The following is a 12,622-nucleotide window of genomic DNA, read 5'->3' as shown; positions in this document are numbered from 1 at the left end:
AATAAACGACACAATTTCCTGTAAATTATTCAAATCCAGTACTGGCACATCCACATTTAGCCTAACATCACTGGCCACCGCAATCGTATGTTCATCGATCGCCAGCTCACTCACCAGGTGCCCGGCATCCTGACGAAACAGCATGATCTTGGCGACGGCCTCATGCTTAAAACCTTCTACCAGCACCAGATCCAGCCTTGATGCATCCATCCGGCTCACCAGCCACGCCAGATCCAACTCATTTTCCTCCGGCGTTTCGGTCATTAATGCCCAACGCTGCTGGCTGGCGACCAGCGTTTGCGCCGCTCCGGCTTTACGCAATTCATAGCTGTCCTTGCCTGGTTTATCGACATCCATATCATGATGGGTGTGCTTTATCAGCCCTGGACGAATGCCATGCTCGCAAAGTGCTGGGATCAACTTTTTCAACAGCGTCGTCTTTCCCGTCCCGCTCCAGGCGGCAATAGCGAGTAACGGAATCATGGCTTACCCTCATTGTGCTGCAAATCTTCAGGTGTATTCATATTGCAAAATGCGCTAATCATGTCGCTAAAATCTACCGAATGGCCGCCAACCTGACGCATAAATACCATGACTCGACGCTCACCTTTCGCGAGATAATCAGCAATCTGTGGCGCCAGGCTACGATGAGCGAGCGCCACTGTCGGATGATCTCGCTCGCCATCGTGAACCCAAACCACGGCTGCCTGCTGGCGTTCCGCCGCTAACCGTGCGACGAGATTGCCGGGAATAAACGGGGTATCACACGGACAAAACAAAAACCATTCATCGTCTGTCTGCTGCATCACCGAAAGCATACCGGCCAGCGGCCCGGGAAAGTCAGATAACGTATCGGCCATGACCGGAAGCCCGCTAGCCCGATAGATCTCCAGATTGCGATTAGCGCTGATAACGATGCGATTAACCTGCGGATACAGGCGATCGGCCACGTGTCGCCACAGCGGCTTACCGTCGAGCATCATTAATCCTTTATCCTGCCCACCCATTCTGGAGGCTTTACCGCCTGCCAGCACCACGCCGGTTATCTGGCTCTCTGCATTCACCGCTATCGCCTCTTTTATTGTGGGGGTTACCCTGCTAACGTGTCTCTATCAAGCGTAAGGAGCACGACCATGAAATGTAAACGTCTGAACGAAGTTATTGAACTCCTCCAGCCAGCCTGGCAGAAAGAACCTGAGCTGAATTTAATGCAATTTTTGCAGAAACTGGCGAAGGAGTCAGGCTATGATGGCGAATTGGCCGATTTAACGGACGATATTCTGATCTACCATCTCAAAATGCGCGATTCCGCGAAAGACGCGGTCATTCCGGGCATTCAGAAAGATTATGAAGAGGACTTCAAAACTGCACTGCTGCGCGCGCGCGGCGTGATTAAAGAGTAAAAGGTTGTAAGCAGAGCCGCTCAATCCCTCGCGAAATGATATCCTGAATCATTCGTATCGTTATCGGATGTCAGGATGAACGACAAGGCTTTCACTTTCCAGACTCTCCACCCGGATACCATTATTGATGCCCTATTCGAGCAGGGTATCCGGGTTGATTCTGGCCTCACCCCACTAAACAGCTACGAGAACCGGGTTTACCAGTTTCAGGATGAGGACCGTCGCCGCATGGTGGTGAAGTTCTATCGCCCGGAGCGCTGGTCGGCTGCGCAGATTCTCGAAGAGCACCAGTTCGCGCTGGAGCTGGTCCAGGATGAAGTGCCGGTTGCGGCACCGATTCTCTTTAATGACCAGACGCTACTGACCCATGAAGGTTTTTACTTTGCCGTCTTTCCAAGCCTGGGAGGCCGCCAGTTTGAGTCCGATAGCCTGGATCAAATGGAGTGGGTGGGACGCTATCTGGGGCGGCTGCATCAAACCGGGCGCAAATCTCGCTTTACCGCGCGCCCGTCGATTGGCGTCAAAGAGTACCTGATTGAACCTCGTGAGGTATTTGAGCACTCGGCGCTGATCCCTGCGGGGTTAAAAGCCCAATTCCTGAAGGCCACCGACGATCTTATTGATGCGGTTATGGGCTTGTGGCACGGACGCTTTGAGGCTCTGCGCCTGCATGGTGATTGCCATGCAGGGAACATCCTCTGGCGCGATGGCCCGCTATTTGTCGATCTCGACGATGCGCGTAATGGCCCCGCGGTTCAGGACCTATGGATGCTGCTTAACGGTTCCCTTGCCGAAAGACGTATGCAGCTGGAAACCATCGTAGAGGCATACGAAGAGTTCAGCAGCTTTAATTCAGACGAGTTGCCGCTGATCGAACCTTTACGTGCAATGCGGTTGGTTTATTATCTTGCCTGGATAATCAGGCGCTGGGATGATCCCGCCTTTCCGAAAAATTTCCCCTGGTTAACCGGGGAAGATTTCTGGCATCGGCAGATCGCAACTTTTGTGGAGCAGGTAAAGATTCTTCAGGAACCACCGCTTCAGTTAACGCCCATGTATTAATTCGACACAGTCAGGAGAGAGTGAGTTATGAAAAAGGTTTGGCTTGCGCTGGCAGGTATGATTCTGGCATTCAGCGCATCCGCTGCTCAGATTACCGACGGCAAACAGTACGTTACGATCGATAAGCCGGTTGCAGGTGAGCCGCAGGTGCTGGAGTTCTTCTCCTTCTACTGTCCGCATTGCTACCAGTTTGAGGAAGTTCTGCACGTTTCTGACAACGTGAAGAAAAAACTGCCGGAAGGCACCAAAATGACCAAATACCACGTTGAGTTCCTGGGCCCATTGGGCAAAGATCTGACTCAGGCGTGGGCGGTGGCAATGGCGCTGGGCGTTGAAGATCAGATCACCGCGCCGATGTTTGAAGCCGTACAAAAAAACCAGACTGTGCAGACCGTTGCGGATATCCGCAAAGTCTTCACCGACGCGGGTGTGAAGGGTGAAGATTATGATGCCGCCTGGAACAGCTTCGTCGTGAAATCACTGGTTGCACAGCAGGAGAAAGCCGCGGCCGATCTGCAGCTGCAGGGCGTACCGGCGATGTTTGTTAACGGTAAATATCAGCTGAACCCGCAAGGTATGGACACCAGCAATATGGATGTCTTCGTGGCTCAGTATGCTGACACCGTGAAGCAGCTTGTTGAAAAGAAATAAAAATGAAAACGCCGGTCACTGACCGGCGTTTTTGTATTCTGCTTTTATTGCATCAATCTGTTTATCTTTCTCTTCCCACAGCGTATTCAGCCACAGCTGGAAACGACGCTTAAAGTTCTTATCGCCCACGTAGTCACCATGCATCTCTGGGTCAATCGGGCGAAGATTTACACGCACCACAATTCGCGTTAGCTTGCCGCTAAGCATATCGTAGAACGGCGTCTTGTCGTTTTCTGGATAGCAAAGCGTCACATCCAGCAGCTTATCGAACTGAGAACCTAAAACGTTCAGCGCCATTGCAATACCTGCCGCTTTCGGCGGTAGCAGATTGTTATACGGTGACCGTGTTTGCTGACGCTTTTCCGGCGTGAAGCGTGAACCTTCAACAAAATTCACAATGGTCGTAGGGTGCGCGCGGAATTTCTCGCAGGAACGACGGGTGGTTTCCACATCTTTGCCGCGGCGTTCCGGATGACGAATCAGGTAACTGCGAGAGTAACGGCGCATAAACGGCATATCCAGCGCCCAGCAGGCTAGTCCCATAAAGGGAACCCAGGCCAGCTGCTGTTTGAGGAAATACTTGTTCATCGGGATATGCTTGCGGAAAATGACGCACAGCACCACGATATCGGCCCAGCTGTGGTGGTTGCAGATAAGCAGGTACCAGTTCTTTTTGCTGAGTGTCTCAAGCCCCTGAATGTCCCACTTGAGGTGCGGATTGAGATGTAACAACGCGGCCAGCCCTTCACACCAGCAATACATCATAAAATTGCAGAACACTGAGACTGAACGCCAGATGAACGGGATAGGCAAAATGAGCTTAATAAGTCCGGCGAGAATAATCGGCACGGAACATAAAATCGTCACTAAAATAGTGAGTACGATGCTTACAGGCAGCGTTATCGCAGCGAGAAATCTCGACATAGTGTTTTTATTCAGATAGTTAGTTATTTAACGCGCACATATAAACGAGCACAAGAGGCTGATTTTACCAGAAAACGCACCAAATGGCGGGTCTTACCAGATTAGAAAAATAGTCAATATGTCTATCCACATAGTGTGAATTATCACCAGATCGCTTTTTATTCCCATGATCTGATTTTAATTAATTGAAAAACATAGATTATTTTCAATTTAATCGAGGGTTACATATACTTTGTTATAAGTAAAATAAAACTATTCACAAAGTTATCCACAATTTATTTTGCGTGCGATCGTCAGGATCGTGAAATCTTTTCGCCTTATTTTGGGGAAAAATTCATGTTTTCATGCCGTCTGTGGCATCCTTTACCCATAATCTGATAAACAGGCACGGAAATTATGGTTCAGATCCCAGAAAACCCTCTTATCCTCGTTGATGGATCCTCTTATCTCTACCGGGCGTATCACGCATTCCCGCCGCTGACAAACCGCGCGGGTGAGCCGACCGGCGCTATGTACGGCGTGCTGAACATGCTGCGCAGCCTGATTCTGCAATATCAGCCTACCCATGCCGCAGTCGTATTTGATGCGAAGGGGAAAACCTTCCGTGACGAACTGTTTGAGGACTACAAATCGCACCGTCCGCCGATGCCAGACGATCTGCGTGCGCAGATTGAACCACTGCACACGATGGTGAAAGCGATGGGGTTGCCGTTGCTGGCCGTCTCCGGCGTGGAAGCAGATGACGTGATTGGCACCCTGGCGCGCGAAGCGGAAAAGGCGGGGCGTCCGGTGCTGATTAGTACCGGTGATAAAGATATGGCGCAGCTGGTAACGCCGGGCATCACGCTCATCAACACCATGACCAACACTATCCTTGGCCCGGATGAAGTGGTCACGAAATATGGCGTACCGCCAGAGCTGATTATCGATTTTCTGGCGCTGATGGGCGACTCTTCAGATAACATTCCGGGCGTACCTGGCGTGGGCGAGAAGACGGCGCAGGCATTGCTGCAGGGGCTTGGCGGCCTGGATGCGTTGTATGGCGAGCCGGAAAAAATCGCCGGGTTAACCTTCCGCGGCGCGAAAACGATGGCAGCAAAGCTGGAGCAGAATAAAGATCTGGCCTACCTCTCTTACAAATTGGCAACCATTAAAACGGACGTTGAGCTGGAGCTCGGCTGTGAACAACTGACCGTGGCGGAACCCGCAGCAGATGACCTGTTAACGCTGTTCAAGAAATACGAATTTAAACGCTGGATCGCTGATGTTGAATCCGGCACCTGGATGCAGGCTAAAGGGGCGAAACCGGCAGCGAAACCGGCGGGCAAAGCGATAGTGGCTGAAGTAGAGGTAGAGGTTGAAGAAACGGCCGCCACCCTCTCGTCAGAAAACTACGTCACCATTCTTGATGAAGCCACCCTGGTGAGCTGGATCGAGAAGCTGACGAAGGCTCCGCTGTTTGCTTTCGATACGGAAACTGACAGTCTCGATAATATCTCCGCCAACATGGTTGGCCTGTCGTTCGCCATTGAACCGGGTGTCGCCGCTTATGTGCCGGTCGCCCACGACTATCTGGATGCACCCGATCAGATAGCCCGCGAACGCGTGCTTGAACTGCTTAAGCCGCTGCTGGAAGACGACGCGCTGCTGAAGGTAGGCCAAAACCTGAAGTACGATCGCGGAATTCTGGCCAACTACGGTATTGAACTGCGCGGGATCGCCTATGACACCATGCTGGAGTCTTACACGCTGGATAGCATTGCCGGGCGTCACGATATGGACAGCCTCTCCGACCGTTGGCTGAAGCACAAAACCATCACCTTTGAAGAAATTGCAGGCAAAGGTAAGAACCAGCTCACCTTCAACCAGATTGCGCTGGAAGAAGCCGGGCGCTATGCGGCAGAAGACGCAGACGTGACGCTACAGCTGCACCTGAAAATGTGGCCGAAGCTGCAAAAAAATGAAGGTCCACTGCGCATTTTCAACGAAATTGAAATGCCGTTGGTGCCAGTACTGTCGCGCGTTGAGCGTAATGGCGTGAAGATTGATCCTGCCGTACTGCACGCGCATTCGCAGGAGATAGCCAAGCGGCTGGTCGAGCTGGAGCAGAAAGCTTACGAAATTGCAGGTGAAGAGTTTAACCTCTCTTCACCAAAGCAACTGCAAACCATCCTGTTTGAAAAGCAGGGCATCAAGCCGCTGAAGAAAACGCCGGGCGGCGCGCCGTCCACTTCTGAAGAAGTACTGGAAGAGTTGGCGCTGGACTACCCGCTGCCGAAGGTGATTCTTGAGTATCGCGGTCTGGCGAAACTGAAGTCGACCTACACCGACAAGCTGCCGCTGATGATCAACCCGAAAACTGGCCGCGTTCACACCTCTTATCACCAGGCGGTTACCGCCACCGGCCGTCTGTCATCAACCGACCCGAACCTGCAAAACATCCCGGTACGTAACGACGAAGGACGTCGTATCCGTCAGGCGTTTATCGCGCCGGAAGATTATGTCATCGTCTCGGCTGACTATTCACAGATTGAGCTGCGCATTATGGCGCATCTGTCGCGCGACGAAGGCCTGCTGAAGGCGTTTGCCGAAGGGAAGGATATTCACCGCGCTACCGCGGCGGAGGTCTTCGGACTGCCGCTGGAGAGCGTTACCGGCGAGCAGCGCCGCAGCGCCAAGGCCATCAACTTTGGCCTGATTTACGGCATGAGCGCCTTTGGCCTTGCGCGTCAGCTGAACATTCCACGTAAAGAAGCGCAGAAGTATATGGATCTCTACTTCGAACGTTACCCTGGCGTACTGGAGTACATGGAGCGCACCCGCGCGCAGGCGAAAGATCAGGGCTATGTAGAGACGCTTGATGGCCGCCGTCTGTACCTGCCGGACATCAAAGCCAGCAACGCCGCGCGCCGCGCCGGTGCCGAACGTGCAGCGATTAACGCCCCGATGCAGGGTACTGCGGCCGATATCATTAAGCGGGCGATGATTGCCGTTGACGGCTGGTTAGAAACCGAGAAGCCGCGTGTGCGCATGATCATGCAGGTTCACGATGAACTGGTTTTTGAAGTGCACAAAGACGACGTCGATGCCGTGGCGAAGAAAGTACACGAACTGATGGAAAACAGCACCACGCTGGACGTGCCGTTGCTGGTGGAAGTGGGGAGTGGCGAAAATTGGGATCAAGCTCATTAAGTGCTCGATGAATAATGGTGTTTTATGTAAGTAAGCAACATAACTTATCTAATTTTGTGATGAATATTAGAATTCGTTATGTAACAAGTGAAAAAAAACTACAAAAAATGCTTTCTGTCAGCATTAAAAAAGAGTAGAGTTAATCTCGTAGGGTACAGAGGTAAGATGTTCTATCTTTCAGACCTTTTACTTCACGTAATCGGATTTGGCTGAATATTTTAGCCGCCCCAGTCAGTAATGACTGGGGCGTTTTTTATTGGGCGAAAGAAACGTTTTGCGCCAGCCAGCCAGCGTGAGAAGAGAAGGATGAGGGGCAGTACCCGGAACAGGGCGCCAGGCGCCGCTATCCGGGACGTAGAGTGAATTACTCTGCGGCTGTTTCTGGATCTTCTTGTGGCGGAATATCGTTAAACCAGCTGTCCAGCTTCTGGCGCAGTTTATCCACGCCCTGCTTTTTCAGTGAAGAAAATGCTTCAACCTGCACGTCACCGTTAAAGGCAATCGCCGCTTCGCGCACCAGGTTCAGCTGCGCTTTACGCGCACCGCTAGCGAGCTTGTCAGCTTTGGTTAACAACACCAAAACCGGGATTTCGCTGGCGACAGCCCACTCGATCATCTGCTGGTCGAGGTCCTTCAGCGGATGGCGAATATCCATCAGTACCACTAATCCTTTCAGGCACAGACGTTTTTCCAGGTATTCACCCAGAGCACGCTGCCACTTGATTTTCATCTCTTCCGGTACCTGCGCGTAGCCGTAGCCCGGCAAGTCGACCAGACGTTTGCCGTCGGCCACTTCAAACAGGTTAATCAGCTGCGTACGACCCGGCGTTTTCGAAGTACGCGCCAGGCTTTTCTGGTTGGTCAACGTATTCAGGGCGCTGGACTTCCCCGCATTGGAGCGGCCGGCAAAAGCCACTTCGATTCCGGTATCGGAAGGTAAGTGGCGGATATCTGGCGCGCTGGTGACAAAGTGCGTCAGTTGATAGTTCCAGTTAGTCAAAACGGTCGTCTCCGTTAAATCAGGCAATGGGGGCGATTATACCCGATCGGTAGAAAAAGGCTGGATTTCCTCCAGTATCGTCAACTGTAAGCCGATGCCCTTCCGTTTGTAAGACATTTGCCATATCGACTATGGGAAATTAAGGAAAGAATCTCGGCGAGATTATATGCAAATTATTTAAAATCATAACATTACACACGGGCAATAATCTTATTTATCCAATTTTCGCCATCTCATTGCTTGTTAGTTTAACTCAACGAGGTAAAGTATCACCCATCGGCAAGGGTGCCAGAAGGATTTAGACTCAGGATGAGGGGTCAGGAACGCCAGGAGGCGAAGACCTACGGAATCTGTCAGGATGACCAACGTCTGGAGACGTTACGCAGGGAAAGGGAACAATAACAGGGACTGTTATAGAGCTAACGGATAGACAGGGCGCGTTGTAAGCAAACATGGAATGTAGAACCCGTTAAGGGTGTGAGTCAGGAAAAAAGGCGACAGATTACTCTGTCGCCTTTTTTCTTTGTTTGCTTTCTGCTAGATTCCGGCTCAATTCTATACTGAATAAAACGGCTTAAAAGATCTGACATCATGAAAAAACCAACCTCTGCACCGCGCAGCAAAGCGCCTGGCAAACAACGTCGTAAAACGCGTGAAGAGCTGAACCAGGAAGCTCGTGACCGTAAACGCGACAAGAAGCACCGTGGCCATGCGCCGGGCAGCCGCGCCAGCGGCAGTGAGGGTGCATCTGGCTCCAATAAACAAAAGCCGCAAAAAGACCCCCGTATTGGTAGTAAAAAACCGATCGCGCTGGGCGTGACTGAGGCGCCGGTCGTCAAGCAGCACAAACCGAAGAGCGAGAAACCTATGCTTTCACCGCAGGCTGAGCTGGACATGCTGGAGACTGATGAGCGCCTGGATGCGCTGCTGGAACGTCTGGAAGAGGGCGAAACCCTGACTGCTGAAGAGCAGGCCTGGGTTGACGCTAAACTGGATCGCATTGATGCACTGATGCAGCAACTCGGTCTCTCTTACGATGATGACGAAGAAGAAGAGGAAGAAGGGGGCAAGGAAGACGTGATGCGTCTGCTGAGGGGCGGAAACTAACGTTTGCACCCGATTGGCCTGCCAGTCCTGCTTATAACCCTTTTGGTTGTATGTTATCTGGGGTGGTTATTCGTTAAACTACGACGGTTGTCGCGGCGTCAAAATTGGCTGCGCAACCGGCTGGCGCTGCGTAATGCGGCCAGGCCGGCAAGCCGTCGTCGTTTTCGACATCATCGCAAGGAGTGAGCATGTCTGTGCAGTTAATCGACTGGGATCTGGCCCTGATCCAGAAATATAACTATTCCGGGCCACGGTATACCTCATATCCTACGGCGCTGGAGTTCTCCGATGCCTTTGGCGAAGCGGAGTTTCTGAGCGCCGTTGCGCGCTATCCTGAGCGGCCCCTGTCGCTGTACGTTCATATCCCGTTTTGCCACAAACTCTGCTATTTCTGCGGTTGCAATAAGATCGTTACCCGCCAGCAGCACAAAGCTGACCAATATCTTGACGTGCTGGAGCAGGAAATACGCCAGCGCGCGCCGCTGTTTACCGGCCGTCATGTTAGCCAACTGCACTGGGGCGGCGGTACGCCAACCTATCTCAATAAGGCGCAAATCAGCCGTCTGATGACGCTGCTGCGCGAGAACTTTCACTTCGATGCTGATGCGGAGATCTCTATTGAAGTTGACCCGCGTGAAATTGAGCTGGATGTTATCGACCATCTGCGCGCCGAGGGTTTTAACCGCCTGAGTATGGGCGTTCAGGACTTCAATAAAGAGGTACAGCGCCTGGTTAACCGTGAGCAGGATGAAGACTTTATCTTCTCGCTGCTCAAACGCGCCCGTGAGATAGGCTTTACGTCGACCAACATCGACCTAATCTACGGCCTGCCGAAGCAGACGCCGGAGAGCTTTGCTTTTACCCTCCAGCGTGTGGCTGAACTGAATCCGGATCGCCTGAGCGTATTTAACTACGCGCATCTTCCGACGCTCTTCGCTGCTCAGCGTAAAATCAAAGACGCCGACCTGCCGTCGGCGCAGCAGAAGCTGGATATCCTGCAGGAGACCATTCACTCGCTGACGCAAGCGGGCTATCAGTTTATCGGCATGGACCACTTTGCGCGTCCGGATAACGAGCTGGCCGTGGCCCAGCGTGAAGGTGTGCTGCACCGCAACTTCCAGGGATATACCACCCAGGGCGACACCGACTTGCTGGGCATGGGCGTCTCCGCCATCAGCATGATTGGCGATTGCTACGCGCAGAACCAGAAAGAGCTGAAGCTGTACTATCAGCAGGTCGCCGAGCAGGGCAACGCGCTGTGGCGCGGTATTGCCTTAACCCGTGATGATTGCATTCGTCGTGACGTGATTAAGGCGCTGATCTGTAATTTCAGCCTCGATTTCTCCGCGGTGGAAAAACAGTGGGACCTGAACTTCAGCGACTACTTTGCCGAGGACCTGGCGCTGTTGGCACCGCTGGCGAAAGATGGGCTGGTGGATGTGGATGAGAAGGGCATTCAGGTGACCGCCAAAGGCCGCCTGTTGATTCGCAACATCTGTATGTGCTTTGACGCCTACCTGCGCCAGAAAGCGCGTATCCAGCAGTTCTCGCGGGTGATTTAGCGAGGATATTGCCCGGTGGCGCTACGCTTACCGGGCCTACAGTCGATTTGTAGGCCGGATAAGCGTAAGCGCCATCCGGCTTAGCTAAATAGCCCAACCAGCGCCGCGCACAGGACTGCGGCCATCGCCGTTTGCGGCGAGTGGCTGGCAGCGCCGCTCGACGCCAGATTAATTAATGATTCAAGCATGTTTCTTCCCCCCGGTATTCGCGGGCAGAATGATACTTAACTCATCGGAACAGTAAAGTATAAAATTGCAGCAACTTGCGCGAATCGAGCAATATTTACACTTCACACCGGCCTTACTCCATTCCTAACTCTTTCAGCTTGCGCGTCAGGGTATTACGACCCCAACCGAGCAGGCGTGCGGCTTCTTGTTTATGTCCTTGCGTATGGCGTAGCGCGGTCGTCAGTAGCGTACGCTCCATCTCTGGCTGGGCTTCGGACAGCAGATTTTGATGACCGGAACGCAGCGCGCGATCGGCCCACTGCGCCAGCAGCGTTGCCCAACTATCCGGTAGCGACGCGGCCGCGGTGCTATCCGGCTGGCTGGCTTCAAACAGCTCGCCCGGCAGATCCTGAATCAGTACCTCTTGCCCGGCGGCCATCACCGTCAGCCAGCGGCAGGTGTTTTCCAACTGACGCACGTTACCCGGCCAGGCCAGACGCGTTAAGGCGGCTTCGGTTTCCGGGTGCAGCAGCTTGGCTTCAACGCCCAGCTCGCGTGCTGCGACCTGCAGGAAATGATGCGCCAGGCGTGGAATATCCTCCCGACGTTCGCGCAGCGGCGGCAGGTGGACGCGAATCACGTTCAGGCGATGGAACAGATCCTCACGGAACTTACCTTCCTGTACGCGTTGTTCCAGATTCTGGTGGGTGGCCGCAATGATGCGTACGTCAACCTTTACCGGCGCATAGCCGCCGACGCGATAGAACTGACCGTCGGCCAGTACGCGCAGCAGACGAGTCTGGACGTCCATCGGCATATCGCCGATTTCATCGAGGAACAGCGTGCCGCCATCGGCCTGCTCAAAGCGGCCCTGACGGACAGTATTGGCGCCGGTAAATGCCCCTTTCTCGTGACCAAACAGTTCGGACTCAATCAGGTCTTTGGGGATTGCCGCCATATTCAGCGCGATAAACGGCGCTTTGACGCGTGGGCTGTGACGGTGCAGGGCGTGAGCGACTAACTCTTTACCGGTACCGGACTCGCCGTTAATCAGCACGCTGATGGAAGAGCGGGAGAGACGGCCGATAATGCGGAACACGTCCTGCATGGCCGGCGCTTCGCCGATGATATCGGTGGTTGGCCCATCAACCTGTACATTGCGCGGCTGCTGCTGTTCCTGGTAGTGGCTGATAGCGCGTTCAACGAGCGCCACCGCTTCGTCAATATCAAACGGTTTTGGCAGGTAATCGAACGCCCCTTGCTGATAGGCGCTGACGGCGGCGTCCAAATCGGAATGTGCCGTCATTATGATGACCGGAAGCATTGGATGGCGTTGCTTGATTTGTGTTAACAGCGCCAGACCATCCATTCCGGGCATGCGAATATCGGACATCAGCACGTCAGGGGTTTTGGTGGCCAGCGCGTCCAGCACCTCTTTCCCGCCTTCAAACGTCGTGCAGGTCAGCCCTGCGCCGGTGAGGGCGCGTTCAAGCACCCAACGGATGGAGCTATCGTCATCAACGACCCAGACTATCCCTCGTTGCATAAACACA

The 12,622-nt window shown here is 53.2% G+C and carries 13 protein-coding genes; 7 read left to right on the top strand and 6 right to left on the bottom strand.

From position 1 onward, the window contains the following. Nucleotides 1–483: molybdopterin-guanine dinucleotide biosynthesis protein MobB (mobB, locus tag M989_RS00475; RefSeq protein ID WP_064540522.1), on the bottom strand; the 483-nt coding region annotated here is incomplete at its 3' end. Next, on the bottom strand, nucleotides 480–1,064 hold the full coding sequence (gene mobA, locus M989_RS00470; protein ID WP_064540519.1) for a molybdenum cofactor guanylyltransferase MobA: 585 nt from the start codon (nucleotides 1,062–1,064) through the stop codon (nucleotides 480–482). The genes mobA and mobB, both read right to left, overlap by 4 nt. A 69-nt stretch (nucleotides 1,065–1,133) precedes the next feature. Between mobA and M989_RS00465 the strand changes: the two genes are divergently transcribed. The 3 genes from M989_RS00465 (at nucleotide 1,134) to dsbA (ending at nucleotide 3,116) form a co-directional block, all read left to right on the top strand. Beyond that, nucleotides 1,134–1,403, top strand: a complete 270-nt coding sequence (locus tag M989_RS00465; RefSeq protein ID WP_052284157.1) for a YihD family protein — start codon at nucleotides 1,134–1,136, stop codon at nucleotides 1,401–1,403. A 75-nt stretch (nucleotides 1,404–1,478) separates the two neighbouring features. Continuing rightward, a complete protein-coding gene (locus tag M989_RS00460; protein ID WP_064540516.1) occupies nucleotides 1,479–2,465 on the top strand; it encodes a serine/threonine protein kinase in 987 nt (328 codons plus the stop codon). A gap of 27 nt (nucleotides 2,466–2,492) precedes the next feature. Then, nucleotides 2,493–3,116 carry a thiol:disulfide interchange protein DsbA gene (gene dsbA, locus M989_RS00455; RefSeq protein WP_064540513.1) on the top strand — a complete coding sequence of 208 codons (624 nt, stop codon included), beginning with the start codon at nucleotides 2,493–2,495 and terminating at the stop codon, nucleotides 3,114–3,116. Between the two features lie 15 nt (nucleotides 3,117–3,131). Here dsbA and M989_RS00450 read toward each other — a convergent pair whose 3' ends face one another. Beyond that, nucleotides 3,132–4,040 (bottom strand): acyltransferase, encoded by a 909-nt coding sequence (locus tag M989_RS00450; protein ID WP_064540509.1) that lies wholly within the window; start codon nucleotides 4,038–4,040, stop codon nucleotides 3,132–3,134. 396 nt (nucleotides 4,041–4,436) lie between these two features. On the opposite strand from M989_RS00450, the gene polA reads away from it, so the two are divergent. Together polA and spfP are read left to right on the top strand one after the other, a co-directional pair. Continuing rightward, nucleotides 4,437–7,232 (top strand): DNA polymerase I, encoded by a 2,796-nt coding sequence (polA, locus tag M989_RS00445; RefSeq protein ID WP_064540506.1) that lies wholly within the window; start codon nucleotides 4,437–4,439, stop codon nucleotides 7,230–7,232. 165 nt (nucleotides 7,233–7,397) lie between these two features. Beyond that, nucleotides 7,398–7,445, top strand: coding sequence for a small protein SpfP (gene spfP, locus M989_RS26590; RefSeq protein ID WP_071892919.1), 48 nt, complete (start codon nucleotides 7,398–7,400; stop codon nucleotides 7,443–7,445). A 151-nt stretch (nucleotides 7,446–7,596) separates the two neighbouring features. Here spfP and yihA read toward each other — a convergent pair whose 3' ends face one another. Beyond that, entirely contained in the window at nucleotides 7,597–8,232 is a 636-nt protein-coding gene (yihA, locus tag M989_RS00440; RefSeq protein WP_064540503.1) for a ribosome biogenesis GTP-binding protein YihA/YsxC, read from the bottom strand. Nucleotides 8,233–8,823: 591 nt separating this feature from the next. Between yihA and yihI the strand changes: the two genes are divergently transcribed. Both yihI and hemN read left to right on the top strand, forming a co-directional pair. Next, entirely contained in the window at nucleotides 8,824–9,339 is a 516-nt protein-coding gene (gene yihI, locus M989_RS00435) for a Der GTPase-activating protein YihI (protein ID WP_064540500.1), read from the top strand. A 188-nt stretch (nucleotides 9,340–9,527) separates the two neighbouring features. Then, nucleotides 9,528–10,901, top strand: a complete 1,374-nt coding sequence (hemN, locus tag M989_RS00430) for an oxygen-independent coproporphyrinogen III oxidase (protein WP_064540498.1) — start codon at nucleotides 9,528–9,530, stop codon at nucleotides 10,899–10,901. An 80-nt stretch (nucleotides 10,902–10,981) separates the two neighbouring features. On the opposite strand, the gene M989_RS25410 is transcribed toward hemN, so the two are convergent. Then, a complete protein-coding gene (locus M989_RS25410; RefSeq protein ID WP_157093498.1) occupies nucleotides 10,982–11,089 on the bottom strand; it encodes a YshB family small membrane protein in 108 nt (35 codons plus the stop codon). 113 nt (nucleotides 11,090–11,202) lie between these two features. Then, a complete protein-coding gene (glnG, locus tag M989_RS00425) occupies nucleotides 11,203–12,615 on the bottom strand; it encodes a nitrogen regulation protein NR(I) (protein ID WP_064540495.1) in 1,413 nt (470 codons plus the stop codon). Nucleotides 12,616–12,622: the final 7 nt, after the last annotated feature.

The organism is Kluyvera georgiana ATCC 51603 (genome assembly GCF_001654985.1).
GTDB lineage: Bacteria > Pseudomonadota > Gammaproteobacteria > Enterobacterales > Enterobacteriaceae > Kluyvera > Kluyvera georgiana.
The sequence above is the reverse complement of the archived record's forward strand: the minus strand, read 5'-3'. Positions and strand labels throughout refer to the sequence as shown.

What these genes read in the sequence shown, in the direction of transcription:
- hemN (WP_064540498.1), top strand. Translation starts at nt 9,528, where the DNA reads ATGTCTGTGCAGTTAATCGACTGGGATCTGGCCCTGATCCAGAAATAT.
- yihI (WP_064540500.1), top strand. Translation starts at nt 8,824, where the DNA reads ATGAAAAAACCAACCTCTGCACCGCGCAGCAAAGCGCCTGGCAAACAA.
- glnG (WP_064540495.1), bottom strand. Translation starts at nt 12,615, where the DNA reads ATGCAACGAGGGATAGTCTGGGTCGTTGATGACGATAGCTCCATCCGT.
- M989_RS00465 (WP_052284157.1), top strand. Translation starts at nt 1,134, where the DNA reads ATGAAATGTAAACGTCTGAACGAAGTTATTGAACTCCTCCAGCCAGCC.
- M989_RS25410 (WP_157093498.1), bottom strand. Translation starts at nt 11,089, where the DNA reads ATGCTTGAATCATTAATTAATCTGGCGTCGAGCGGCGCTGCCAGCCAC.
- dsbA (WP_064540513.1), top strand. Translation starts at nt 2,493, where the DNA reads ATGAAAAAGGTTTGGCTTGCGCTGGCAGGTATGATTCTGGCATTCAGC.
- M989_RS00460 (WP_064540516.1), top strand. Translation starts at nt 1,479, where the DNA reads ATGAACGACAAGGCTTTCACTTTCCAGACTCTCCACCCGGATACCATT.
- M989_RS00450 (WP_064540509.1), bottom strand. Translation starts at nt 4,040, where the DNA reads ATGTCGAGATTTCTCGCTGCGATAACGCTGCCTGTAAGCATCGTACTC.
- polA (WP_064540506.1), top strand. Translation starts at nt 4,437, where the DNA reads ATGGTTCAGATCCCAGAAAACCCTCTTATCCTCGTTGATGGATCCTCT.